This is a genomic window from Pantoea sp. RG18 (assembly GCF_025910075.1).
Taxonomy (GTDB): domain Bacteria; phylum Pseudomonadota; class Gammaproteobacteria; order Enterobacterales; family Enterobacteriaceae; genus Pantoea; species Pantoea agglomerans.
Map to the genome: position 1 here is coordinate 153,744 of NZ_JAPCIL010000015.1, position 25,607 is coordinate 179,350.

The window sequence follows — 25,607 nt, forward strand, 5'->3', positions numbered from 1 at the left end:
GGGGCTGCGTTCCCAGCCCTCGCAAAGAATGCGCGCAGCTGCGTTCAGGTTGATATATGGATCAAACGCATCCCATGTTGAACTGAAGCGATGGCCATTCAGGCCAAGATTGACCTGCATATCTATTCTCTTCAGTGAATGGCTTTTCATGAACTGCTGTAGCGCCTATCAGTCAGCTTGTCTGCTTTCATAGCGGTAGCCTTTGCCCGCGACATTGATTGTCCAGGGCCACGGGCGCGTGCCGTGTGGCAGCTTGCGTGATGATGCAGCCAGCGCCAGTGAGTAAAGTGATTCAGCAGGAATACCGTGTTGCAGTGCGACTTTCTGATAGCCCGACGGCACGCTTTGCATGCTGATTGACGCCACAGAGCTGGCGGCACTCAACAATAAAGCGATGGTTAGAACGCTACGATATGCCATCCGCTTTCCCTTTGCTGGAGCAGAACCGACATGATGCCGTTGCCATAACGCATCCAGCGGCCTCCGTCATGATTCAGAGTGTTAAGGCGCTCGCGAACTTTTTTGGCGGGAATACGGTGCTGCTGCGCGCCCGGTTAAGGCGTTTATGATCGTTGCCTTTGCTATCAACTAGGTAGATATCAACGGCGCGTTTGTCGGCAGGAACAGCGGAGAGTCGAGCGTCGCAGCGTTGGCAATCTGCTTCGCGCACAAACAGTGCGAGCCGACCACCTGAGTCATGGGCGACACCTACGGCGTCGCCCATATTCACTAGCAATATGTTGGGCATCAGGCGCTTCCAGGCAGCATCCACTTCGCGCTGGAATTTGAGCTCTTTTTCGGTGCGCTCGTATCCTTGTTTTACCAAGAATTGGGCGTAGTGACGACGTTCGGCGTCTGAATCTGCTTCTATGTCTAAAACAGTTACAGGATCAATTTTAGGAGAATGGATATCTCTGATTCCATTTTTTATTTTAAGGGTTTTTTTGTATTCTTCTTCATTAAGTCCATAGACATAAAAGAATGTCCTTTTCTTCGATTACAGCATCTTTGTTTTTACTTATCTGTATGCCTCCAGCATAACTAAAGCTTGCAAAAAACAATGAAAAAATAAGCAGTTTCTTTTTAACGCCATGGAGCTCATTTGATAATGTCAAAGCTTAATTCTCATTAACAATCACTTGATAATAATTATAATGAGAATTGCTTTTCCTGTGGAGATAAAAGTAAATAGATTTAAACAAGGTTAATCAATGCTTATTTCACAACACCCTCAAGAAAACTCTCGTTTTTATATGCCCATGCTTTTATTCCGTTTTTACATGGTGATGTTCCAACTATAATGAAAATTGGACTGCTGATTATATTTTTGTTCGTAAGATAAAAACGTTCAATGCTGGTTTTATCTTGATTTGAGAGCGCAGGTATTGATTGGGGGTGAGTATGCCAGTAACCGGCAAAAATCAGACCGTGTTTCCTAGCTTGGGTTTGCTCAGATTCACATCGGTTGGGATTAAACTCTACCCAATGCCTTGTTGATTTGTCAGATGGATGAGGCAACGTGGCAGATGATAGCCATAAACCGTTATTAAATGAAGGATCAATGAATAGCAGTCCTCCACATTCTATTTTATGGCCGTGCTGTCTATGATCATTGAAAACAGTAGACACATATTCACTAACTTGTATTTTAAAATCATACTCTTCCCACTCCCAAGCCCATGCAAGAGAAGGGAGGTTATTCGTTATTCCATTCATTTTTGATTACCATAGACTCAATGTTTTCATCAACCTTTGGACCTATATACTTTCCTCCAGCCATAATTATTTTACTGCTTTCGGTAATGAGTGAGTTCCAGAGGTTACTTTCTAAATCTTCCTTTTCCTCCAAGGTTTTAATTACTGACTTTGATACCATCCCTGCAATTTGTTGAATGTTTAATGATCCGCCAGGAATAAAACCCACGCCGCATGCTGGTAATTTATAATAACCATTATTATCCCAATAAGTGAACTTATTTTTAAAGTTTCCTTCCTTGTCAAATAAAGATCTTGCGTCTGCAGTTTTTGATTTATTGCTACATAAGACGTGACCGACAAAAGCGAAAGGCTCAACCCAAGCCTGCACAAAAGAAAAGTCTTTTATTTTTGATTTCATTTCCCATAGGAAATATTCGGTTGGCCAGTCTGCCGAAGTTGAAATAATACAGTCGTAAGAATTAATATTAATATCTTTATGAGCGATCGCTTGATGAAAGTATTTTGGAATTGCTGTTATTAAAGCTGTAGGTATGCAAGACTTAAGGTAATTTTTGAGTGCTAACGATTTGTTTTTTCCTAAATCATTGACTGTTAAGATATGCCTACCTAAATTAGAATCATCTAGACTATCAGGGTCAATAATTGTAAGATCTGTTATGCCTGAATGTATTAGTTGTGATGCTACGTGGCATCCAAGTGAACCAGCACCAATTAGGAGGACTTTTTTTTGAGTAGTTTCTTCTATATTGACATCTTTTGAACGTGAAAAAATAACTTCGTTATCAAGAAAAAAAGTTTCAGTAATTAGTAAATTATCTTTTTCACCTACAGGGTTTTTTATCGATTTTTTCTTGGCTTTTCTTAACCCGAAATTATATGCTTGGCTATCTTTTACTCCTTTTCTTTTAATTAGGAAAGCTATTACACTTACTGGTTCAGCATTAAATATCTCAAGAATCACCCATCTTAAGGGATAATTAGAATCATTTTCTAACCATTCTTTTAGCGCCTGAATATCACTTACTTCAGTATTATTTGAGAGCCAATCGACAAAACCATAAGCAGTTGGCAATTTCACATTTGGTGTGGATTTGAGCTTTAAATAAAACGCACCTTTTGCTGCCTCAATTTTCTTTTTAGAGGGAGATACTTGCCATTGATAGTGTTCTAAAATTTTACTGTCACTGTCTGAAGCCCAAATTTCTTCATTACCTAACTTGCCACTCTTGGATAAAGTGTATAGAGGTGCAGATGTTTTTGGTTTACTTAGTAAAAATAATTTCTGCTGGCTTAATGTAGCTTGCATAGCCCAATAACTGATTACTTCGCTATCAAATTCATTTTTGATTTCACCAAGGTTTTGAGTTTCGCACACAAGGGAGATCATCTTCCCTAATCTCAAAAACGTGCTATCTACAACTTCTACAGGGTCACCATATACAGCCCTATCTCCACTACCAAATAAACAAACAAACTCATCTAAGATATGAGGCCATTCTAACCAAGGACTTGGTTTGATGGATAATGCTAAAGCTACACTCGGGAAACTTTCGCTAAACCCTATCTGTAGTTTCCTTTTTACCCCTAGGTAATCAACGGGGAGACTCAGCTCAAATCTAATCACTTCCTTTTTATTTGCTGTCTTAACTTCAATTAGGAAACAATTGTTGAATATTTCATAAAGTCTGTTTACACCTGCCTGGATGGCAGGTGTAATATTATTATTATTATCCAAGGCGTTCGACCGTCCCTGCATTAGCTTGACCTGACCCAGATAATGTGCCAAACGCACTCAGTAATGTTTTGTTTAAAGTTTCACCAGATTTTCTTCCCGGCAATGTCCAGGAAGTGCCAAAGTCTTTGGATATCTCATTAATCATAGATTGGGGAACGCCAAACTTATCACATACTTCCTGTTCAAATCTCTGTTGAGTGCCCCAATCGCTTAAACCAAGTGCGATATCAGTGATGGCATCAGCATGCCATTCGTAAAATGCATTTTTATATTTTTCTCCCTCTCCATTACCTCTATTCCATTTTTCGGCGAAATTTTCACCTTCATCACATGGATTTAATACTTTATATTCATCATTAGAATATTTAATATGCTGAGCCATATCAGATACTATCGAGAACATCACATCGATTTTCCTCATTGGTGTCAAAGCAGACCTTAGAGCAATCTTATAATAAGCTTGTGTTGCCAATGTTGTAATAACTGCTGAAATTGGCCTATGAATTTCAGTTGAAGAACGTATAGCCCAGCGATCGCGGTGCCTTTTTAAAAGCTTAATGGTTGCACCGAGAGGGTGAGAATCTGAATATTCTTGATACTTGGGTAGAGGGTCCATAGTGGACTTGGCGAATTCTTCATTACCAACAACACTATCCATAGTCCTGGTTGATTCAGAGATCATCACAATTTTTTCAGTGCTAATACTCTCAAGCCATTGGGAGTAAGAACGCGGAGCACTAGCTTTCCAACCATCTTGCCTGTCTGGAACAAGTAATTTACCATATCCTTCGTTTTCATAATTTCCATGCGCTTTAATAGCAGGCGTTATGTCTATATGAAAGCCTGGGTTTTCATCAGAATAGACGATTCTTATTCCCCGTCTGAGTTGTTGTGGGTCAGCTTTAACAGCTGATTCAGTTCTAAATAACTCCTCAATTGCAAGCAATACATCTTCTGGTTTGGAATTAGTAGCATTAGGTAATAGTATGATAGCGTCGGCATCAATAGTCGCCATATCGCCTTTGGCTTCAGGTGCTGGTTTAACAGTGGTTTTTAGACCAATAGAACCTTGGATAAATATATGAGCCCCGGACAAACAAAACTCTTGAGCTTTATCTAATATTTTTTGCAATTGAGAATATCGACTTTCAATCAAATCATATTGTGAAGGAGTTAAAGATATTTTCTTTGAGGCTTCTATGAGCATCTTTTCCCAACTGTTCACTTGTGAAGCATCTTGCGCTGTATAGTCTAAAACTTGAGAGCTCATACTTATCTCCAGATTAAAATTCTATTTGTTTGAAATTATGCTAAATATTTCTGATTGATATATCGCATCTTGAAGAGCATTATGGGTTGCTGTATTTTTTGTTTTTAGCTTTATATCTATTTTACTGGATTTAGTTTCCTGCCAAAGTGTTCCATACTTACCCATATAATATGATTTAATATCAAGCGCTGTAAAACCAAAGGGATTTTTACCCAAGTGCTTGATAAATGCATAATTAATAAAAGACCAATCAAAAGCAGCATTGAACCCAACAAAAACTATTTTTTTATGTTTGAATTGTTCGCTTTCCAACCAATTATTAAAAAGCTCAATAGCGAGATTTATGTTTTTACCATTTTCATTTAACTCATCAATACTCAATCCAGTAACTGCTAGTGCCTCATCCTCCACCAAGCCTCCCTGTGGTTTAACTAAGCAACTGAAATTTTCTTCCGGTTTTCCAACTAGGCAGGCACCAATACTAATGAGATCATATTCCCCTGGGATAGGGCCGGTAGTTTCAATATCAACAGAGATATAAATTTCTGGCGAAGACATTACAACCTCGCTAAATTTAGTTTAGATATGCTAATGCTGGAATGTAACAAAAATCAATGGAAAGTCAATGAATCAATAGTGCCTGAGAATCAATGAAAGTTTAACTCTATGTTTAAATTGATTTTTTATCTAAACGATCTGTGAAGTGTTGAGTTTTCATTAAGGTGTGACATGATGATTTATAAGATTGACTGCTATCAGTCCTTATCAAAAGTAAAGCAATGGTCATTTGACTTAAGTCATAATTTAAACGGTGCATTTAAATGAATAAAATTGAGTTACTCAATCAAACTAATTACCCTCCTCTTGAGGATGACCTGTCATTTAACGAATTCTTGTCTTTCATAGAAAGTGAAATAGTATGGGAATGTGTTGCCGTAATCAGTGATGAAGGAAGCTCTAATATAATTATTGTCACAATTGACAGTGGGGTTGTGAATTCATGCTTTAGATTAAACTTATCACCTAGGGAGTTTGTGGAGGTTATTAAGAAAGTTGCTTGCAATAAAAAAATAATACTATCGTATCTTCAAGGTGAAAAATTATCTATTGATAATTTATCAACTCTGGAATCCATTCAAGATATATATCTTCGTACTTTAGGACAGGCATGTGAAGTGGATTATCCTGAATTGACTGATTTTCTTGAATCCGTTGATAAAGGATCTAGGGATAAAGGTCGAGGTAAAGAATTCACAGTTGAAACCAAACGAAGTGTAAATATGGCTAGTCACAGTCGCTGCATGTTTACTGGATGCGGAGAATATTTATATATTGATGAATTGACAGGGCGGGATGGGAATTTCTCCTATTTGGCTCACAATGTTGCTTCCTCTGAGAATGGTGAACGTGGCATTCCTGTACTGTCTAATTTGCTTTCAAACGAGCCCAGCAACATCCTTTTGTTATGCGACAAACATCACCGTTTAATAGACCGTGTTGCCGCTTGTGATTACACTGCAGAAATACTTTCTCGCATGAGAAGTAAGTTCATAAATGATGCTGATGAATTGCTAGATGGTCTTAGGTATCAACCAATACCTGTTTACTCGATCTTATGGCCTATAAACACTAATGTTGCATCCCCGCCGAACAAAAAGGAAATATCAGCATCTCTTTCTACACTCAACTTAAAAATGGGTGGTGCAATAAATTGCATCTACGATAGTAATGATTCAACTCGAGAAATGCCAGAGCTTCAAAAGTGTATTATGCCATCTAGTATTAAAAATGCTGCAGATAAAATCATTCAGCAAACGGGAGGTTCAGGGCATCGAGCTGCATTGTTTGCGTTTGGCCCGACACCTGCATTAGTAGCGTTAGGAGCATTACTAGGAAACAAAAGCCAGTACACTCCAATGCTAAGATACCGTGATGGTGCTTGCTGGAAGTGGCCTTCTGTGATTGCTACTGGAGAATTTTATGACTACGACGGATTTGACGAATTAGATCTAAATGAGGAGGTTATAATATGCATCGCCTTTACTGCATTTCCGGATATTATGAGAGAAAAAGCTACTGATTTGAGCGAGAAACTCAATGCAAAAATAATCACTTACAAACCAAAGAATGATGAATTCGATAACGGTGCAATACCCCACCCCGCTGATGGAGTGTTATTTTCATCAAGACTACATTACGATTTCCATACACTAAAATCACGCTATGGCGTTAAAAAGATGCATCTCTTAATTTGTGCATCAAATGCTGCATCTGTATTTATAGGCCAAGCTTTCGATTTGCATCATCCAGAAATGATTGTTTACGATTTCAAAGAAGGGACTATGCAGCCAACTTTGTCCTTGGTTAATGACTCATCGCGCACAAATATAAGTTACTACTAATTAAAAGTAAATGCCCCATTAAGGGGCATTTAACCTAAATAGACTTATCAACATAACTTCGATTTTCAGTTTAATTTAACTGGGGGGATCTGATTTTCAGCCTTATAACCCATTGCCTGACCAATCTTGATCCAATCAACCTTAATCAGCCATACTTTCAAGCTAACCCGTTGTTCCCCTGCATGATTACCTTTTTTGAGGGTAAAAATGTCAGACGTCAGGTTACTGAGAGTAAACCCAAGCAGCACTTTCTGGTCCTCGTCTACGGCTTTCTGGCAGCGGCTTATAAGATCCGTTGCTTCCTTACCAGCGACAGTGGCATCAAAGCGCACATAGGTTGGGTTGTAAGTGGGCCCGCCCAGCGCATTAATCACCACGCTGAGGAAGCCGCCATTGAGGGTTTCAATTCTGCGAATGTTGCTCAGATAACCCTGGCCCTTAATGTTGAGATTGAAGTATTCAGCTTTGGTAGAAGTGTTATTGTTTGCAGCGTCATTGGTAGTGGTAGCAGTCATGATTTTTACTCTAGGAGTGGGAAGTAGTGACGGAGAAACATTCATCTCTGACGGATAAATGCTTTAGGTAGCGCGGATAGCTATGCCGCGCTGGCTGGTCAGTACAAAGAACCTCATCACACAGGTGACATCCGCATTAAGAGGTTGAGCGGGTCGACCACTGCAAAAGCAGCATTTCTCTCAGGTCATGAACTTTCAGATGGCAACCGCGTAAGCGTCTCCCTCTGGCTGCTGAAACATTGGCTGCTTGTTGAGATAGCATCAATAATGCCGTTTCAGTGTCCTGCCGCTAAAAGCGGATGTTAGCGATAAAGTAGTTTTGCCGGGATGAAAATAAAAAAGCGCCAGCAGTTGCCAGCGCTTAAGGCCTGCACGCAGATCGGTGGTGTATTCGTTACTTCGGGATTTGAAGCTCCGGCGCGGTTTTCATGGAGGTCGTGCGCCTTACAGACCAAATCGGATGTGCGATGATTTACCTGCCGGACTGATGATTTTCTGTCCCTGTAAAAGACATCCAACCACCCCGCAGTCACAGGGTGCTACATCGAAGCCTGTTAACCTTATCAGCATCGCTGAGGTCATAAAAGGCTTTGCTGGAGCGCCAGAGAGTTATTCAGAAGCTTAACTATTTTCCGTCAGCTTTTTCAGATTCGGTGAAAAGGTGGTTCATGATCATTGCGTTGTTTACCGTTTGACGGTTTTGATCATTATCCAGTGATCAGAATTCATGATCATATTCTTCAGCGATGTCTTGAAAAATCACATCCAGGGTTTAATCAACATTGGGTCAAAAAGCCCAATGGGAAAGTTAAACAGATACTGCCGGGCAGTGGTAACGTTCAAACCATAGAAATCCGCATACTCTCTGACGTTACAGTGCCTCAGCCACGCATCACTGTAATAGTTATCAAAATGCTGAGCCCAGATATCACTCATTGGCTGTCGCGACAACTGACGATACGCTGTGCGTTGGGGGAGCTGATGCTCAGAAACGTATTCCTGAACCGTGAGTCGTTGCTGCTGGTGAAACTGCCGACGATGATAAACCCAGAACAGCACACGAATTGCCGCGCCACCGCATTTATGCAAATTGTCATACATCACACGTTTAGGGAGCTTACGCGCTTGTGCATATTGCTGCTGCGTTATGCCACTTAAAATTGCTTCACGACGATAATTTTGTTTGTGGTAAGCCCACTGGATGCGCCACGTATCGCTCCAGAAGTTGTAGTCCTTGTAATGCACGTCGCACTCTATGGCAGGCAGCAGGAAACGCTCAAACAATTCATCCAACGTTGCAGGCAGAGCATGCAGATGCTGCTTTCTTTGCAGCCGCTGTTCATCAGTTAGCGGCACAATTTCATAACCGGTTAGCCAATCAATGCCGCCTACATAAGTCTTCATCTTACGATTAAGAGAGTAGGGCATCGCAATTTTTGCATTGTACTTCTCTTTTATCTTTTCCATCTTTACCAGTCTTTATAGGTGCTTATAGCCAGCGTGCTAAAAGTCACGGATTAATTAAATTAGCCGGGTAGTTACACAAATAGCGGCTTGCAGTACACGGATTTAGGTAATACCAGCGGCAATACTGTGAAACGCTGATATTGCATGGCCAGTAATAGCGGTAGTAGCGCTCAAAATGACGGTGCCAGTGAGGGCTGAGTTGAGCGCTTGCCACAATGCTATTACCATCACGCAGGCGGCCCCTGATTTTACTAAAACACTGCAGCGCTCGTCTGAACGCCTTCATTGGCAGTAAGGCAGCCTCATCCAGTAGTTGGCTATCTGTCAGGGCCAGTGTCGCAGGCTTACCAGTAGAAGGCTCAGCGGGAATAAAAAGCGAATCCAGCTTTCCGGGAAGGGGACAATGCGCTTGTGCACGATCTAAATGGGCAATCTGAGTACGTAATTGCACAGTTTTAGTGTGTTTGGCTTTTTTTGAAAACGGGTAATGCCGGGTTCCTGAACGCGCAATGTCTTTAGCAATTCCTTCCTTAGAGTGCCGCTTAGCAAAATAACTCAACCGCAATAACAATGCGGTCATGGCCTCAGTGTCATTCTTTCGAATTAAATAGTAACCATGCTTTGGAAACCAGACTGTTCCGCCCGTTGCTATTTTCCAGCAGCTTTCCACCAGCTTGTTAATTTTAAGAGGATGACGCACGCAGTTGCCATCAACCATCAGTAAGTAATGATAATGCTGTGCTGGTGCCTGATTCTGTTCTCTGACCCAAAACACTCGGGCAAAGCTTTTGGGATGCTCCTTCCTTAGAGCAGGAATCAATAGCTGATGAAAGCGGGTAATAACATGGTTGTCAGGCGTGTACTGAGGCAGATGAAAATCATAACGGATTGCCAGAAAGCGAGAGCAACTGACATAGGTTCTATCAACTGCCTTGAACAAAGAATTCATGATCTTCACATCCTGCTGACACTCTTCAGGCATGACTGGCCAGAGAACATCGTCATACAGAAACTCGCCTTTAGCCCGGATATCCGGATAAACCGTACTGCGCGCAATATTATTAATTACCGGTTCCTGATGGGCTGAATCCATACTTGAATTTTTGATTTTTATCATAGGGTTACGGCTGTATCAGAATCACGGATAGATAACGATTTGATGCGCTGGTTGTTTCATATGGTTGCATCAGCAGATAAAAGAAAGGCTGGAAATTCCAGCCCTGCTTAGAGGTTTAGCAGCAGTTATCGAGCCACTGTTCATATTGCGTGACTGTCCAGCCCATAGTTCTGCCTGCACGCTTTTTTGGCGCAGGAAATTCACCGCTGATTACCCAGCGATAAAGGGTGGTTCGGCTGCAATTCAGGAGGTCAAGCATCTCACAAATACGGATCAGACGTTGAGGGCCCGGAAGGTGGCTGACAGTCGTTGATAAAGAATTGATGTGTTTCATGTTTAATCTCTCGGTAGCGAATCAATATGAACCGTATCTTAAAAACCGAGAGTGTTTGTGTCGTGGTTACCCTGGAAAGATACCCTGGATACCCTTACTAACCTTTTGAAATTTATTTATTTTTTATTTCGGGCTGCTCTTTGATTTTTTTTGACGTCATGAATGTCGGTTTCTGTGCGAGTTAGCCAGCCCATTGCTTCACGCAACATCTTTAGGCACTTATCGTCACTTATGGGCAATTTTTGCTCATAAGACCAAAATAGCTTCGCTCTCTGCACAACGAGCTCCAATAATTCGGTAGCAATAGGCAGCGCGCCTTTCGAAGAAATTATTCGGCCTTTGTCATATAAGCTTGCTATCACGGCTATAAAAAATTCTTCACGCTTCTGCGCATATAATTCACCACCCTCTACTGGAACCGCTAACCTTTGAGTGAGATAGGCTATTTGTTTTTTCAGCTCGTCATTTTCTACCTGTAACTCTTTGATAGTATCGGGTTCTTTCAATTCATTTGGCGAGATAGTGTTAAGGTCAATTTCCAGAACTGAAGTAATTTCACTGCGCAGAAATCCACAATCAGCTAACTTATCACTATTCATGACGTCATCACTGACTGCCCGCAGTGCCGCCTCGGCATTAGGATAATAGTCAGGAGCACCGATGTTTGGCGCGCCATGTTTATCCAGGAGCTGGTATGGGGCGACGGGTGAAGTGTCATACCAGCTTTCATATCTAAACCAGTACAGCGAAGGCTGATGCTCTGAACGTCGATACTTTTTCAACGCTAAAAGACATAGGGCGTTGTAGCTCTGATCTGGATAACGCTGTTTGAGCTGTTCAAAAAGAGTCTTAACACTGATGAAGCGTTCTGTATCGGACCGGCGCGCGAGTTGCTCATTACGCAGTTGCTGAATGGAATCGTCGAAACTCATGGCTTGTTTTTGTCCTGCAATCCTGGGATGGTTCAGATAAGGCTGTGTTTATGATTGAACTCGAACGGCTGTCGGGCTTTTGAAGATAGGAAATCAGGTTTCTGGCAACCGGCCAGTCATACATTTAAACCCACACTGCTTACGTCACCCAGCCATTCACTTACGTCACCCACTACATCACCTGATTCGCGCCCAAAGAAAAAGGAGTCAGACGATTTCTCATCTAACTCCTTGTTTTATTTGGTGGCCCCTGCTGGGCTTGAACCAGCGACCAAGCGATTATGAGTCGCCTGCTCTAACCACTGAGCTAAGGGGCCAGCGGAGCGGGGATTATAAAGTATCTCTTCAGGGCAATCCAGCACTCAGCCACCGGTTGCTGAAATAAGCAGCAGTGATTTACCTGCTGATTTCTATAACAAAACTGTCGAACCGCGATCCCGAAGTCGCAAACAGGCACGGATAATGCTTCTCCGTGCCTTTAGTGAAACCGGACTTCAGTCGTTATGGCTGACGGCTGACTCATCGCTGACGATAACGGGATGCTGATTGATTTCGTGAAAGGTGGGGAACCATCGTGCCACGTGCCTGATCGTAGTCGTGCCACATCTGCAGATCCTCAAGCGATGGAATGGTTACCGTCTCCTTGCTGTCGAGTCCGGCAAGCGCGGCGTCCACCATCTCATCAACATCCATCAGCATTTCAGCCGGAATGTCATTAATAGACTGGCCTGCGCGGTCGAAAATCTCCGTACGGGTCGCACCGGGCAACACCGCCTGTACCTGCACGCCGCTCTCTGCGAGTTCACGCTGCATCGCACGCGTCAGAGTCAGTACGTAGGACTTAGTGGCGTTATAAGCGCCGTTGAACATCTCGTGCACCAGTGACAGCACCGAGGCGATATTGATAATGATGCCATTACCGCGCGCTTTGAAAGCCCGGCCAGCCGCCTGTGCCAGACGGGTGGGTGCCAGAATATTTAACGCCAGCATGGTGTTAATGCGTGTGATGTCCGCCTCAAGAAACTCACCCTCAACGTTCATGCCCGCGTTGTTCAGCAGCAGCGTAATCTGTGCGTTGTTCGCGAGCTCCGACTCCACGCGTTGCAGATCCTGCTCGAGCGTTAAGTCAGCCGCCATAACCGTCACCCGAATATCGTGCTGCTTTGCCAGTGCGTCAGCCAGGGTGGTGAGCCGCCCCTGATCGCGTGCGACCAGAATCAAATCATAACCGCGTGCTGCCAGTCGTTTTGCATAGGTCGCACCGATACCGCTGGATGCGCCGGTGATTAAAGCTGTGCCTGATTGTGACATCTCTTTTTCCTCGTATGATGGTCGTCATAATAGTCATCAATATGACGATCATCATATCTGTCGTCAAGCTGGAATATGATGACCGTAATAATTACTATAATAGCCAGAAGCTACGTAGCAGACACCGCAGGAGATGAGATGGAGAAGCAGAGCAGCAAAGCGCATACGCGGCGGCGTATCCTTGATGAGGCGGCGCGCGTGATGCGTGAAACCGGCACCGAAGGAATTGGTGTAGCGGCGCTGATGAAGCGGGTCGGGCTGACACACGGCGGTTTTTATGCGCATTTTACCTCACGCGAGGAGCTGGTTGAGGAGGTGCTGAAGCATATGTTTGTTGAAGCCGATACCTTAAAGCCCGCGGAGTCCGTGACCCAGCCAGCGCAGCAGCTGGCAGATTTTATTGATAGCTATCTTTCCGAGGCGCATCGCAATGCGCCGGCACAGGGCTGTCCATTAGCCGCTCTGGTGAGTGAAGTGGCTCATCTTCCACAGCCGACACGGCAGATCTTCGCACAGGGCTTTAATGCGATGCACAGCAGCCTGACGCAGATATTGCGTGAGCTGAGGCTGCCCGATGCGGAAGCGCTGGCCTCCAGCATGCTCGCAGAGATGGTTGGTGCGCTGGCGCTGGCGCGAGCCTGTCCGGATGCTGAGCAGGCCAGCCAGATGCTGCAACGCAGCCGCGATGCGCTGAAGCAGCGCACGCTGGAGGTGGCGGCATGAGTGAACACGCGATCCGCGACATCATCACCTCCGGGCTTGATGTGCTGTTCTGTGGCATTAATCCGGGTCAGTCAACGGCCCATCAGGGGTTTCACTTTGCGCATCCCGGCAACCGGTTCTGGAAAGTCATCCATCTGGCGGGATTCACCCAGCAGCAGCTGAGGCCGGAAGAGGAGCAGCGCTTAACGGAGACCGGCTGCGGCATCACCATGCTGGTTGAGCGGCCCACGGTACAGGCGAGTGAGTTAGCGCCTGATGAGCTGCGCGATGGCGGCAAACGGCTGATGGAAAAGGTACTGGATTACCAGCCGGCTGCGCTGGCGATTCTGGGTAAGGATGCGTTTCGTCGTGCTTTTAAACAGAGCAAAGTCGAATGGGGCAAACAGCCGATATACATGGGGAAAACGCAGGTGTGGGTGTTGCCGAATCCCAGCGGCCTTAATCGCGCATCACTGGACGAGATGGTAGAGGCTTATCGTCAGCTCTATGTGGAACTGCATGCGGGGAACGAATGAATCTGCGCAGGGCAGGGGAGAGGCAGTAACAGGCAGGCATAAAAAACCCCGGCGAACCGGGGTTTTTGTCTGACTTAATCGTCGAGGAAGCTGCGCAGCACTTCCGAACGGCTCGGATGGCGCAGTTTACGCAGAGCTTTGGCTTCAATCTGACGAATACGTTCACGCGTAACGTCGAACTGTTTGCCCACTTCTTCCAGCGTATGGTCAGTGTTCATATCGATACCGAAACGCATGCGCAGCACTTTTGCTTCGCGCGCGGTCAGGCCAGCCAGCACGTCATGGGTCGCAGAACGCAGGCTCTCTGAGGTAGCAGAATCCAGCGGCAGCTCCAGCGTGGTGTCTTCGATAAAATCGCCCAGATGTGAATCTTCATCATCACCAATCGGCGTCTCCATAGAGATCGGCTCTTTAGCGATTTTCAGCACCTTGCGGATTTTATCTTCTGGCATCAGCATACGTTCAGCCAGCTCTTCCGGCGTGGGTTCGCGGCCCATCTCCTGCAGCATCTGGCGTGAAATACGGTTGAGCTTGTTGATGGTCTCAATCATATGCACCGGAATACGGATGGTACGCGCCTGGTCGGCGATAGAGCGGGTGATAGCCTGACGGATCCACCAGGTCGCATAGGTTGAGAACTTGTAACCACGGCGATATTCAAACTTATCTACCGCTTTCATCAGGCCGATATTACCTTCCTGAATCAGGTCAAGGAACTGCAGACCGCGGTTGGTATATTTCTTGGCAATCGAAATAACCAGACGCAGGTTAGCTTCCACCATCTCTTTCTTGGCGCGACGTGCTTTGGCTTCACCGATCGACATGCGACGGTTAATGTCTTTGACCTGTTCAATGGTCAGACCGGTCTCTTCTTCAACCTGCGCCAGTTTCTGCAGGGAACGTGTCACGTCATCCTGCACTTCCAGCAGCTTTTCAGACCACGGCTTGTTCATGGCCAGTGCGGCTTTGAACCAGGTTTCATTGGTTTCGTTGCCGGTAAACAGCGTGATGAAGTTTTTCTTCGGCATTTTGCACAGCTCAATACAGAGCTTCATGATCAGACGTTCCTGCGTACGGACGCGTTCCATCATGGTGCGCATGCTGCCTACCAGGTAATCGAACTGCTTCGGTACCAGGCGGAATTGCTTGAAGACATCAGAGAGGTTCTGGATTTCAGCAACGGCGGCAGCATGACTGCGACCTTTGCTTTTAATCACTGCGCGGGTAGTTTCATACTGCTTACGCAGGTCAGAAAACTTCTCGCGCGCCAGTTCCGGATCGATTGAGTTATCGTCGTCGGAGCTGTCATCATCCTCCTCATCTTCTTCTTCATCGTCCTTACGATCGGCATCAGAGAGTTCAGAGCCCACGTGCGTTGCCGTTGGGGCGATATCTTCTTCTGCGTTAGGATCGACGAAACCGGTGATCAGATCGGAGAGGCGTGATTCGCCTGCTTCAACTTTGTCGTACTGATCCAGAAGATACGTAATCGCTTCAGGGTATTCGGCTACAGAACACTGAACCTGGTTGATACCGTCTTCAATACGCTTAGCGATGTCAATTTCGCCTTCGCGCGTCAGCAGTTCAACGGTACCCATTTCACGCATATACATGCGGACCGGGTCAGTAGTACGCCCGATTTCAGATTCAACGCTGGATAACACCTGAGCGGCAGCTTCCGCGGCATCTTCGTCAGTATCGGAGCTGTTTTCGTTCAGCATCAGATCGTCGGCATCCGGGGCTTCTTCAACCACCTGAATACCCATGTCGTTAATCATCTGGATGATGTCTTCGATCTGATCTGAGTCGACGATATCTTCCGGCAGATGGTCATTGACCTCAGCATAGGTCAGATAGCCTTGCTCCTTACCACGGGTGACAAGAAGCTTGAGCTGTGACTGCGGGTTTTGCTCCATAAGACGGTATCCACACTTCTGTTAAATTAGATTGGTGTCGGTCGGCAGCGAGCCAACAATAGCAGTAAAGGCATTTAATTCTTGCCGCTGCCTTCGTCGCGGCGTGGGCTTTGCCCATCAGTATTCGGCACTTAAGCCGCTTGTATAAACTCTGTGCTAAGGGCCTGGCTTACTTGCCATTCTGCTCCCCGGCAGTGCTCGCTTTCCTCACGTACTTCAGTACGCTCCGGAAGCTGTGCGCTGGCGGTGACCAGACTGGCTTCGACGCCTGCGGCCTTAAAACTATGTGCTAAGGGCCTGGCTTACTTGCCATTCTGCTCCCCGGCAGTGCTCGCTTTCCTCACGTACTTCAGTACGCTCCGGAAGCTGTGCGCTGGCGGTGACCAGACTGACTTCGGCGCCTGTGGCCTTTAACTTGTGGTACTGCGGACTATTTCGGTCCCGGACTGTTCACGGTAGCGAAACGGGTGTCAGCGGCACTAAAACAGGCAATCTGCCCTTTCATCTGTCAGAACGGGCAGCGTGCTGAAAAACAGTTACTTTCTGGCAAACGCCTGACTGAGAGTCCAGAGTTCCCGGCGCTCATCGGCGCTCAGTCCCTGGGTGCGTTCACGCGCAATCAAAAACTCCAGGCGCTCTTCAAGAGCAGAGTCGTAGATGCTGGCCAGCGAGTCCTGAAACACCGCTTCGGCTTCCTCATCTACTATCATGTGGTTCCAGATCGCCAGTGTTTCAAGCGTCTGACTAAAATTTGTTCCGCGATATAACTCTAGTAGCTGACCGGTGGTCAATCCAGGATTCTCATTACAACGGCCCACTAATTCAATAAATAGCGGTAAACCCGGCATTTTTGACTCAGACAGCCCATCAAGCGAAGGCACCAGGGTGGCCAGCTGCGGACTCTGAATCAGCAACGCGATCAGCACGCGCATAGTGGTACGCTTCAGCGGTGGTGCTACCGGCGTCGTTCCGCTTGCGGCCAGCTTCGGCATCAGCTTTTCAAGCTGATTGTCGTCAAGAATACCCAGTTTATTCCCCAGTTCCTGACGCATATAAATACGTAAGGTCTCACCAGGGATCTGCGTAATCAGCGGTAAAGCCAGCGTGCTCAGGCGCGCCTTTCCGTCGCGTGAGCTCAGATCCACCTGCGGCAGCAGGCTATCAAATAAAAACGAAGAGAGCGGCATCGCCTGCTCCATCCTCGCTTCGAAGGCCTCTTTACCCTCTTTGCGTACCAGCGTATCCGGGTCTTCACCATCGGGTAAAAACATAAAGCGTAGCTGACGACCATCATTCATGTAAGGCAATGCGGTTTCAAGCGCACGCCATGCCGCTTCACGACCAGCCCTGTCGCCGTCGTAACAGCAGATCACGGTGTCGGTACTGCGAAACAGCAACTGAATGTGTTCAGCAGTGGTGGAGGTGCCTAATGACGCGACGGCATAATCTATCCCGTACTGCGCCAGCGCAACCACGTCCATGTATCCCTCAACCACTAACAGGCGGGCGGGTTCAGGATGGTTCTTAACGGCTTCATAAAGGCCATAGAGCTGGCGGCCTTTATGGAAAATAGGTGTTTCCGGCGAGTTCAGATACTTCGGCGTATCGTTACCCAGCACGCGTCCGCCAAAACCTATGACGCGTCCACGCTTATCGCGAATCGGAAACATGACGCGGTCGCGAAACCGGTCATAAGTACGGCCTTTGTCATTGCTGACCAGCATGCCCGCTTCCATCAATGACTCGCGATCTTCCGATTGCTTACCAAAACGCTTGAGAACGTTATCCCAGCCGGCTGGCGCGTAACCTATGGCGAAGTGATTGATGATTTCGGCGCTCAGACCACGACGATCAAGATAGTCGCGTGCTGGCTGCGCACTGGATTGCTGCAGACCCTGCTGATAAAAACCGTTCAGGTTCTCCATCAGCTGATACAGGCTCTGGCGCTGATGGCGTTCCATCTGGCTGGGCCCGCTGCCTGCTTCGTAAGGCACGTCTAAACCGTGGGAAGTGGCTAACTCTTCAATACTTTCCACAAACTCCAGACGATCAAAGTTCATTAAAAAGTCGATAGCGTTGCCGTGTGCACCACAGCCGAAACAGTGATAGAACTGCTTTTCGCCGTTTACGGTGAAAGAGGGCGTTTTTTCATTATGGAAAGGACAGCACGCATGGAAATTCTTACCCTGCTTTTTCAGCTTAACGCGGGCATCGATAAGATCCACGATATCCGTGCGGGCAAGTAAATCGTTGATAAATACGCGTGGAATTCGTCCAGCCATACGCCCCAGATTTTCAGCTCATAAACGGCAACAAGCCGCGCTTCCTTTCGGAAAGCACGGCCTTTTACTTGACTCTGTCTGCGTGAATCACGCGGTGGAGGCGGACCTCCGGAACGACTTAGTACAGACGAGTGCGGCGTGCGTTTTCGCGAGCCAGTTTCTTGGCGTGACGCTTAACTGCTGACGCTTTAGCGCGCTTACGTTCGGTAGTCGGTTTTTCATAGAACTCACGACGACGAACTTCAGCCAGAACGCCTGCTTTCTCGCATGAACGCTTGAAGCGACGCAGTGCTACGTCAAATGGCTCGTTTTCACGTACTTTAATTACCGGCATGTAACTCTCACCTCGATAAAATTCGGTTTTTGCTGCTGACTGCGGCGCCAGCACATTTCAAAATGGTGCAGCATTTTACTCCAACTCAAGTTGGTTTGTAAAGCACCATGGATAATTTGAAACCAACAGGAGCGTTTGCCTGTGCGGCTGCCGGTTTTTCCAGGGGCGGGAGTATAGCGCACTCTTTAGCCGACAGAAAATGACTTTTTACGGTGGATGCCCGCGCTGCACATCCAATTGCTGTGATAAACTGCGCGCCGCAAGAATGAGGTGATGCAATGCGAATTCTGGGTATTGAAACGTCGTGCGATGAAACCGGCATCGCAATCTATGATGACGAGGCCGGATTACTGGCTAACCAACTCTACAGCCAGGTAAAACTGCACGCCGATTATGGCGGTGTGGTGCCGGAACTGGCCTCACGTGATCACGTGCGTAAAACCGTGCCGTTGATTCAGGCTGCGCTGAAAGAGGCCGGTCTGGAGCCGCAGCAGATCGACGCGGTGGCTTACACAGCAGGCCCTGGACTGGTCGGTGCGCTGCTGGTTGGTGCCACCATTGGCCGCGCCCTGGCGTTTGCCTGGAAAGTCCCCGCCGTGCCGGTCCACCATATGGAAGGCCACCTGCTGGCGCCGATGCTGGAAGAGAATCCGCCGGAATTTCCGTTTGTCGCACTCCTGGTGTCGGGCGGACATACGCAGCTGATTAGCGTCACCGGCATTGGTGAATACGCGCTGCTGGGTGAATCGATCGATGATGCCGCGGGTGAAGCGTTCGACAAAACGGCCAAGCTGCTTGGGCTGGATTATCCGGGCGGGCCAATGCTGTCGAAGATGGCGCAGCAGGGCACGGCGGGACGTTTTACCTTCCCGCGTCCGATGACCGATCGTCCGGGCCTGGATTTCAGCTTCTCTGGCCTGAAAACCTTTGCCGCTAATACCATCCGCGCCAATGATGATGATGCTCAGACCCGTGCTGACATCGCCCGCGCCTTTGAAGATGCGGTGGTGGATACGCTGTCGATCAAATGTAAGCGTGCGCTGGATCAGACCGGCTTTAAGCGTCTGGTGATTGCCGGTGGCGTCAGCGCTAACCGCACACTGCGCGAGCAGATGGCGATCATGATGCAAAAGCGCGGCGGCGAAGTGTTCTACGCCCGCCCGGAGTTCTGTACCGATAACGGTGCGATGATCGCGTATGCGGGCATGGTGCGGTTAAAAGGCGGAACGCGGGGAGAGTTAAGCGTCAGCGTGCGACCGCGCTGGCCGCTGGCGGAACTGCCCGCCATCTGATGTGAAAAAAGCCGGCTTGCCGGCTTTTTTTATGGCTGAGATTTCTTTTTGCGCTTCCAGATCTTGCCTTCCTGACCCCGCCACAGCCGCTGAATATTATCGTGATGACGCAGCAGGATCAGACAGGAGAGCATAGAAACCGGGAAGGTGAACTGCGGTTTGAACCACCACACATAAAAAGGCGCGATCAGCGCACTGACGATGGCACCCAGCGAGGAATAGCCGCTGAGTAAGACCGTTAACAGCCAGGTGCCGGTCACCAGCCCGGTTAAGTCCCAGCCAATCGGCGCAATCGCGCCAAATGCCGTCGCCACACCCTTGCCACCGCGAAAGTGAAAGAACACCGGATAGATATGACCCAGACAGGCGGCAATGGCGGTCAGGCCGAGATAGAGCGGAGTCACGTGCATCAGATAGGCCAGCCAGACCGGCACCATCCCTTTCAGCACATCAAACACTAATACGCTGGCTGCTGCGGTTTTACCGCCCAGACGCAGGACGTTGGTGGCACCCGGATTGCCGGAACCGTGTGTGCGCGGATCGGGCAGGCCAGCGAGTTTGCAAACCAGAATCGCACTGGAAATCGAACCGCAAAGATACGCGAAAATAATCATACCAAGCGCGAAAGCACTCATAACACCGTACCGTTCCCTTTAGGGTCGTTTTGATCTCTTTAACCGTGGATAATACGCATAATCAGCCGGAAGTGGTATCCGGCTTAGCCAAAAACAGAGACTCTCATCATGGATATCGTATTTATAGAACAACTCACGGTCTTCACCACTATTGGCGTTTACGACTGGGAACAGGGCATACAACAGAAGCTGGTGCTCGATGTCGAAATGGCCTGGGATAACCGTCTGGCGGCCAGCAGCGACGATGTGAAAGATTGTCTGAGCTATGCGGATGTCTCCTCGGCGATTCTGACGCATCTTACCGGCAGTCGTTTTGCGCTGGTTGAACGGGTTGCTGAAGAAATCGCGGATCTGTTGATGAACCGTTTCAATTCGCCTGGCGTCCGCATAAAGGTAAGCAAACCGGGGGCTGTAGCCCAGGCAGCACAGGTTGGCGTGCGAATTGAGCGCGGGACTATTCCTAAATAAATACGATGTGATTGCCATCACAATGAAACCAAACCAAATTACTGTCTGTCATAGCGTGTACCGTTTCGTTACAGCAGGCGAAATGGTGTAGACCTTAAGGTTTAATTCAGGCTGATAGCGGCATGATTTCAGGCGATAGCCACGCGCTACCGCCTTTTTAATGGTTTTGAAACGGATAGAGGAAACATTTGATGGCAGATATTCATCAGCTTTGGGTAGCTGCAATCCTGGGCGTTGTGGAAGGGCTGACCGAATTTTTACCGGTCTCTTCCACAGGGCACATGATTATAGTGGGTCACCTGCTGGGCTTTGAGGGTGAAAAAGCCGAGACCTTTGAAGTTGTGATCCAGTTAGGATCGATTCTGGCTGTAGTAGTGATGTTCTGGCGCCGTCTGTTTGGCCTGATCGGCATCCACTTTGGCGAAGTCAAACATGAAGGCGTCGGCACTGGCCGTCTGTCGCTGATCCATATCCTGCTGGGTATGGTACCGGCGGTGGTCGTGGGTCTGGTGCTGCACGATCAGATCAAAACGCTGTTTAATCCGATCAACGTGATGTACGCCCTGGTGGTAGGTGGTGTGCTGCTGCTGGCAGCTGAGTACCTTAAGCCAAAACAGCCGAAAGCGGTGGGCGTCGATGATATTACCTATCGTCAGGCGTTGATGATTGGCTGTTTCCAGTGCTTAGCGCTGTGGCCGGGCTTCTCACGTTCCGGGGCAACCATCTCCGGTGGCATGCTGATGGGCGTGAGCCGCTATGCCGCGTCGGAGTTCTCCTTCATCCTGGCAGTGCCAATGATGATGGGGGCAACCGTACTGGATTTGTACAAGAGCATCGGCTTCCTGACGATGGCGGATTTCCCGATGTTCGCGGTAGGCTTTGTCACGGCGTTTATCGTGGCGCTGATTGCGATTAAAGCCTTCCTTCAGCTGATCAAACGCATCTCATTTGTCTCGTTCGCGATCTACCGCTTTATTGTGGCAGCCGCGGTTTACATGGTCTTCATGTAAAGCCAGCGCAGCCTGCTAGTCAGGCTGCGTAATCGCCAGACCCTGCGCGACGGCGTTAATCCGTCGTCGCGTCAACTCTTCCCGCACTTCTGCACCTTTAAATCCCGCTTCGACCACCGCTTTGGTCGGCACCGCCTGCGCCAGTGCAAAAGCACGACGCAGATAGTCGCCCTGCGGATAAGGCATGCTCTCCAGTCCGGCTCGCCCGCGCGCATCCGCTTCACTGGTCAGCGCCATCTGCTCAACGCGCTGTGGCTTACGCCAGGCATCGATTCGGTCAAACAGTGCTACCAGCGACGCGGCAGATTGCCGTTCAATGGTGTGCACCACGTCGTGAAATTCGGTCACAATCAGCGCCAGATCGCGAATCGCATTTGGCACCCGCAGTCGCTGGCACAGCGCCCCGACCAGGGGAACGCCGGCCAGGCCATGACCGTGGTGGCTGGGCCACAACTCAGGCGGCGTCAGCGCCTTGCCGACGTCATGGAACAGCGTGGCGAAGCGCACCTCGATCTCACTGGAAAGGGCGGCGGCCATCGCCAGTGTCATCAGCGTATGGACGCCGGTGTCGATCTCCGGGTGCCACTTAATCGGCGCAGGAATACCAAACAGATTATCCAGCTCAGGAAACAGCACCTGCAACGCACCGCAGTCGCGCAGGACCTGAAAATAGACCTGCGGATTACGGGAACTCAGCGCCTTTTCCGTCTCTTTCCACACTCGCTCAGCAGTGAGATTCGACAGCTCGCCGCTTTCGGCCATCTGCTGCATCAGCTGCTGGGTTTCGGGGGCAATACGAAAGTTGAGATGGGCAAAACGCGCCGCAAAGCGCGCAACGCGCAGTACCCGCAGCGGATCTTCACTGAAGGCGTCAGAGACGTGACGCAGCAGGCGCAGGGCAATATCACGCTGGCCATTATAAGGATCGACCAGCACGCCGTTTTCATCCTGCGCAATCGCATTGATGGTCAGATCGCGGCGCTGTAAGTCCTGCTCCAGCGTCACGTCGGGCGCGGACCAGGTGACAAAACCGGTGTAGCCTTTCCCGTTTTTCCGCTCGGTACGTGCCAGCGCATACTCTTCGCGACTGACGGGATGCAGGAAAACGGGAAAATCGCGACCGACCTGGTGATAGCCCTGCTCAAGCATGGCTTCAGGCGTGGAACCTGTCACCACCCAATCTTTGTCTGTAACCGGCAGATTCAGCAGCGCATCACGCACCGCACCGCCAATAAGAAACGTCTTCACGCAAAACTCCAGAGAAAAAGAAATGACCTGCACGCCGGGCGCGTCCCGCGCCTGAAATCAGCGGTGCATATCATTTTATTGTTGCACAGATTCCCCGGATTGCAGACATGCCAAAAGGGGGATCCTGCGATCCCCTGCTCAAATCCGGCTAAATGGTGTCAGTTCATCCAGCGATCGCTTTTCTTACGGCGCGGCAGCATGTGCGGCAGTAACAGGCCCAGCAGCAGGCCGACGCCCAGCACGCCGCCGCCATACATAAACCACTGCATGATGATGGTGCGCTGCTTATCATCCAGCTGAACGTTAGCGGCGCTGACTTTCTTCTGCGCGACGATCAGCTCATTTTTCAGCTTCTGATTCTCGCCTTTCAGCCCGTTGATAACGCCGTCGCTGCTGGCGACTTTGTTCTGCATCTCAGCCGTGCGCTGGTTCCAGCTGTTGTCGATGTTATCCAGTTTGGCGGTCAGATCTTTCACCTGCTGCTCAAGCTGAGGCACCCGGGTGCGCAGGCTCGGATTAGCACTGAGCTGCGACAGGGGAATCCAGGTGGTACGGCCTTCCGAATCACGGATCTGGCCATAATGCGTGTCATTGTTGGTCTGTAACAGCTGCACCTCTTCCCCGGCGTTCAGCTTACCGAGCAGGCGAAACTGATCGCCCGGTCCGCTGCGAACCCAGGTTGAAAGTTCATCAGAAACATAGCGTTTTTCTTCGGCATGGGCAGGTGCAAGGGTGCTAAGGGCCAGCAAAGTGAGTCCAGCGAGAGTAATTTTTTTCATTCGATTTCGTTTGGCTTAGTCTGACTAAAAATTTACCGGCACAGTCTGGAGAGGCCTCGCATAAATCTGAATGAGAACTATCCTGGTCTCATGAGAGTGCGAAAAGGTCTGCGAAAGAGCAAAGAAAGCAGAGACAGCGCGGCTTCTGTGCATTAATCTTCGCCTGATAACCCCTTGCCCTCCAGGCGACAGCTTGAGTAACCTGCTGATAATCGCCTGAAATATGCAGGAAACACCCTCTTAAGTGCCAGCGGCGTAGTGAATAAAAAATTATGACCATCGAAATCGAACTAAAGTTCATTGCAACTCCACAGGCGGCCGGGAAACTGGCTGAACTGCTCTCCACTCTGCCGCATCAGCATCAGGCTGCTCGCGAGCTGACCAACATCTACTTTGAAACCGACGACAACCAGCTACGACGCTGGAATATGGGATTGCGTATCCGCGGCGTAGACCAGCGTTATGAAATGACGCTGAAAGCGGCGGGGCAGACGCTCGGCGGACTGCATCAGCGTCCGGAATACAACGTTGAGCTCAGCGAACCGGTTCTGGACATTGCACGCCTGCCGGCAGAGATCTGGCCGCAGGGCACCGATGTCGCAGCGCTGCAGCCGCGCTTGCAGCCCCTGTTCACCACCCATTTCCAGCGCGAGATCTGGCTGATCACCACAGGCAACAGTGAAATTGAAGTGGCGTTTGATCAGGGCGAGGTCACGGCAGGTGATCTCAGCGAACCGCTGTGCGAGATCGAGCTGGAGCTGAAACGTGGCGAACGCCAGGATCTGCTGGCCTTCGCACAGCAGCTGGTGGCGCTGGGCGGTCTGCGTATGGGCAGCCTGAGCAAAGCTGCCCGCGGCTATCAGCTGGCGCAGGGTAATCCGCCGCGCCAGATACAGCCTTTCCCGCTGCTGAAAGCGGGCGCCAAAGCCACCGTAGAGCAGGGCATGGTGGCCGCGATGTCGGCAGGACTTCATCACTGGCAATATCATGAAGAAGTCTGGCTGCGCGGCAATGCGGCGGCCCAGGATGCGGTGCGCGAAGCGCTGGATCTGCTGCGTCAGGCGTTCAGCCTGTTTGGTGCGCTGGTACCGCGTAAAGCCAGCAGTGCGCTGCGTCAGCAGCTGACCACGCTGGAAGAGACGCTGGTGAATGAAGAGCAGGATGCTGCCACTTTCTGCTTATCTTCCCTCTCGGTTGAGACGCAGCTGGCGCTGACACACTGGCTGGCTGAATCTCAGTGGCGTCAGTGGATCGATGCCAAAGGGGAAGCCAAGCTGCAGGGGTCCTATAAACGCTTCAGCGACATTATGCTGAGCCGCGTCAATGCCGATCTGAGAGAAACGTTCATCACGGTAAAACAACCCAACGAGTATCAGGACAAAGCCACCCGTCTGGCGCGTCAATTGCTTACCGTCCACCTGCTGGCGGGATTCTATCCGTCTGAGGCGGTCGTCAGCTGGCTCGACCCGTGGCAACAGCTGCTGTCGGCAATTCATGAAAAACAGACGTCCGGGTTAGCCTGGCTGGCGATGCAGGCGCTGAAACAGCCTCCGTTCTGGCTCACCAGCGGCGCTGGCCGCTAACGGGCATTCCGTCACGCCAT

The 25,607-nt window shown here is 48.9% G+C and carries 23 protein-coding genes, 1 tRNA gene and 2 pseudogenes; 7 read left to right on the forward strand and 19 right to left on the reverse strand.

The features are described from left to right. Positions 1-24 precede the first annotated feature (24 nt). From OK409_RS22570 to OK409_RS17045, 6 genes and pseudogenes are all read right to left on the reverse strand, one after another. Positions 25-420 (reverse strand): annotated as a pseudogene (locus tag OK409_RS22570) (lytic transglycosylase domain-containing protein); the annotation flags it as partial. Further along, positions 399-931: pseudogene (locus OK409_RS17025) on the reverse strand (TIGR03759 family integrating conjugative element protein). The pseudogenes OK409_RS17025 and OK409_RS22570, both read right to left, overlap by 22 nt. Before the next feature lie 284 nt (positions 932-1,215). Beyond that, the gene (locus OK409_RS17030) at positions 1,216-1,716 is read right to left on the reverse strand and encodes a Mov34/MPN/PAD-1 family protein (RefSeq protein WP_264367260.1); all 501 of its coding nucleotides are present in this window, start codon (positions 1,714-1,716) and stop codon (positions 1,216-1,218) included. Then, a complete protein-coding gene (locus OK409_RS17035; RefSeq protein ID WP_264367261.1) occupies positions 1,697-3,454 on the reverse strand; it encodes a HesA/MoeB/ThiF family protein in 1,758 nt (585 codons plus the stop codon). Before OK409_RS17035 ends, OK409_RS17030 begins: the two co-directional genes overlap by 20 nt. After that, positions 3,447-4,724: a nucleotidyltransferase gene (locus OK409_RS17040; RefSeq protein WP_264367262.1), complete on the reverse strand. Its 1,278-nt coding sequence runs from the start codon at positions 4,722-4,724 to the stop codon at positions 3,447-3,449. The genes OK409_RS17035 and OK409_RS17040 overlap by 8 nt, the downstream gene beginning before the upstream one ends. Before the next feature lie 21 nt (positions 4,725-4,745). Next, the gene (locus tag OK409_RS17045; protein WP_264367263.1) at positions 4,746-5,282 is read right to left on the reverse strand and encodes a 3'-5' exonuclease; all 537 of its coding nucleotides are present in this window, start codon (positions 5,280-5,282) and stop codon (positions 4,746-4,748) included. 263 nt (positions 5,283-5,545) lie between these two features. On the opposite strand from OK409_RS17045, the gene OK409_RS17050 reads away from it, so the two are divergent. After that, the gene (locus tag OK409_RS17050; protein WP_264367264.1) at positions 5,546-7,126 is read left to right on the forward strand and encodes an SAVED domain-containing protein; all 1,581 of its coding nucleotides are present in this window, start codon (positions 5,546-5,548) and stop codon (positions 7,124-7,126) included. Between the two features lie 65 nt (positions 7,127-7,191). On the opposite strand, the gene OK409_RS17055 is transcribed toward OK409_RS17050, so the two are convergent. The 7 genes from OK409_RS17055 to OK409_RS17085 form a co-directional block, all read right to left on the reverse strand. Then, the gene (locus OK409_RS17055) at positions 7,192-7,641 is read right to left on the reverse strand and encodes an STY4534 family ICE replication protein (protein ID WP_264367265.1); all 450 of its coding nucleotides are present in this window, start codon (positions 7,639-7,641) and stop codon (positions 7,192-7,194) included. Positions 7,642-8,400: 759 nt separating this feature from the next. Beyond that, positions 8,401-9,108 (reverse strand): hypothetical protein, encoded by a 708-nt coding sequence (locus tag OK409_RS17060; protein ID WP_264367266.1) that lies wholly within the window; start codon positions 9,106-9,108, stop codon positions 8,401-8,403. A 43-nt stretch (positions 9,109-9,151) separates the two neighbouring features. Continuing rightward, positions 9,152-10,225 carry an inovirus Gp2 family protein gene (locus OK409_RS17065; RefSeq protein WP_264367267.1) on the reverse strand — a complete coding sequence of 358 codons (1,074 nt, stop codon included), beginning with the start codon at positions 10,223-10,225 and terminating at the stop codon, positions 9,152-9,154. Positions 10,226-10,340: 115 nt separating this feature from the next. Continuing rightward, positions 10,341-10,559, reverse strand: coding sequence for a helix-turn-helix transcriptional regulator (locus OK409_RS17070; protein WP_190296207.1), 219 nt, complete (start codon positions 10,557-10,559; stop codon positions 10,341-10,343). A gap of 116 nt (positions 10,560-10,675) precedes the next feature. Next, positions 10,676-11,491, reverse strand: a complete 816-nt coding sequence (locus OK409_RS17075; protein ID WP_264367268.1) for a hypothetical protein — start codon at positions 11,489-11,491, stop codon at positions 10,676-10,678. A gap of 241 nt (positions 11,492-11,732) precedes the next feature. Next, positions 11,733-11,808, reverse strand: a tRNA-Ile gene (locus OK409_RS17080). 202 nt (positions 11,809-12,010) lie between these two features. Next, positions 12,011-12,802 (reverse strand): SDR family NAD(P)-dependent oxidoreductase, encoded by a 792-nt coding sequence (locus OK409_RS17085; RefSeq protein ID WP_264367269.1) that lies wholly within the window; start codon positions 12,800-12,802, stop codon positions 12,011-12,013. 138 nt (positions 12,803-12,940) lie between these two features. On the opposite strand from OK409_RS17085, the gene OK409_RS17090 reads away from it, so the two are divergent. Continuing rightward, positions 12,941-13,525: a TetR/AcrR family transcriptional regulator gene (locus OK409_RS17090; RefSeq protein ID WP_264367270.1), complete on the forward strand. Its 585-nt coding sequence runs from the start codon at positions 12,941-12,943 to the stop codon at positions 13,523-13,525. Further along, complete coding sequence (gene mug / locus OK409_RS17095; protein WP_137228862.1) at positions 13,522-14,040, forward strand: G/U mismatch-specific DNA glycosylase; 519 nt, start codon at positions 13,522-13,524, stop codon at positions 14,038-14,040. The genes OK409_RS17090 and mug overlap by 4 nt, the downstream gene beginning before the upstream one ends. Positions 14,041-14,114: 74 nt before the next feature. Here mug and rpoD read toward each other — a convergent pair whose 3' ends face one another. From rpoD to rpsU, 3 genes are all read right to left on the reverse strand, one after another. Continuing rightward, positions 14,115-15,956: an RNA polymerase sigma factor RpoD gene (gene rpoD, locus OK409_RS17100; protein ID WP_010678531.1), complete on the reverse strand. Its 1,842-nt coding sequence runs from the start codon at positions 15,954-15,956 to the stop codon at positions 14,115-14,117. A 536-nt stretch (positions 15,957-16,492) separates the two neighbouring features. Next, complete coding sequence (gene dnaG / locus OK409_RS17105; RefSeq protein ID WP_033772636.1) at positions 16,493-18,238, reverse strand: DNA primase; 1,746 nt, start codon at positions 18,236-18,238, stop codon at positions 16,493-16,495. Positions 18,239-18,356: 118 nt separating this feature from the next. After that, positions 18,357-18,572, reverse strand: a complete 216-nt coding sequence (gene rpsU / locus OK409_RS17110) for a 30S ribosomal protein S21 (RefSeq protein ID WP_001144069.1) — start codon at positions 18,570-18,572, stop codon at positions 18,357-18,359. A gap of 278 nt (positions 18,573-18,850) precedes the next feature. Between rpsU and tsaD the strand changes: the two genes are divergently transcribed. Continuing rightward, positions 18,851-19,864 carry a tRNA (adenosine(37)-N6)-threonylcarbamoyltransferase complex transferase subunit TsaD gene (tsaD, locus tag OK409_RS17115; protein ID WP_010249066.1) on the forward strand — a complete coding sequence of 338 codons (1,014 nt, stop codon included), beginning with the start codon at positions 18,851-18,853 and terminating at the stop codon, positions 19,862-19,864. Between the two features lie 29 nt (positions 19,865-19,893). Here the strand turns inward: tsaD and plsY are convergent, their stop codons facing one another. Next, the gene (gene plsY / locus OK409_RS17120) at positions 19,894-20,499 is read right to left on the reverse strand and encodes a glycerol-3-phosphate 1-O-acyltransferase PlsY (protein ID WP_010249063.1); all 606 of its coding nucleotides are present in this window, start codon (positions 20,497-20,499) and stop codon (positions 19,894-19,896) included. A 108-nt stretch (positions 20,500-20,607) separates the two neighbouring features. Here plsY and folB point away from each other — a divergent pair, with 108 nt between their 5' ends. After that, positions 20,608-20,967: a bifunctional dihydroneopterin aldolase/7,8-dihydroneopterin epimerase gene (gene folB, locus OK409_RS17125; RefSeq protein ID WP_010249061.1), complete on the forward strand. Its 360-nt coding sequence runs from the start codon at positions 20,608-20,610 to the stop codon at positions 20,965-20,967. Positions 20,968-21,158: 191 nt separating this feature from the next. Further along, on the forward strand, positions 21,159-21,977 hold the full coding sequence (gene bacA, locus OK409_RS17130; RefSeq protein WP_010671134.1) for an undecaprenyl-diphosphate phosphatase: 819 nt from the start codon (positions 21,159-21,161) through the stop codon (positions 21,975-21,977). 15 nt (positions 21,978-21,992) lie between these two features. On the opposite strand, the gene OK409_RS17135 is transcribed toward bacA, so the two are convergent. Then, a complete protein-coding gene (locus OK409_RS17135) occupies positions 21,993-23,225 on the reverse strand; it encodes a multifunctional CCA addition/repair protein (protein ID WP_264367271.1) in 1,233 nt (410 codons plus the stop codon). A 158-nt stretch (positions 23,226-23,383) separates the two neighbouring features. Beyond that, positions 23,384-24,004: a TIGR04211 family SH3 domain-containing protein gene (locus OK409_RS17140; protein WP_010671133.1), complete on the reverse strand. Its 621-nt coding sequence runs from the start codon at positions 24,002-24,004 to the stop codon at positions 23,384-23,386. A gap of 272 nt (positions 24,005-24,276) precedes the next feature. On the opposite strand from OK409_RS17140, the gene OK409_RS17145 reads away from it, so the two are divergent. Continuing rightward, positions 24,277-25,587 (forward strand): inorganic triphosphatase, encoded by a 1,311-nt coding sequence (locus OK409_RS17145; protein WP_033769845.1) that lies wholly within the window; start codon positions 24,277-24,279, stop codon positions 25,585-25,587. Positions 25,588-25,607 lie beyond the last annotated feature (20 nt).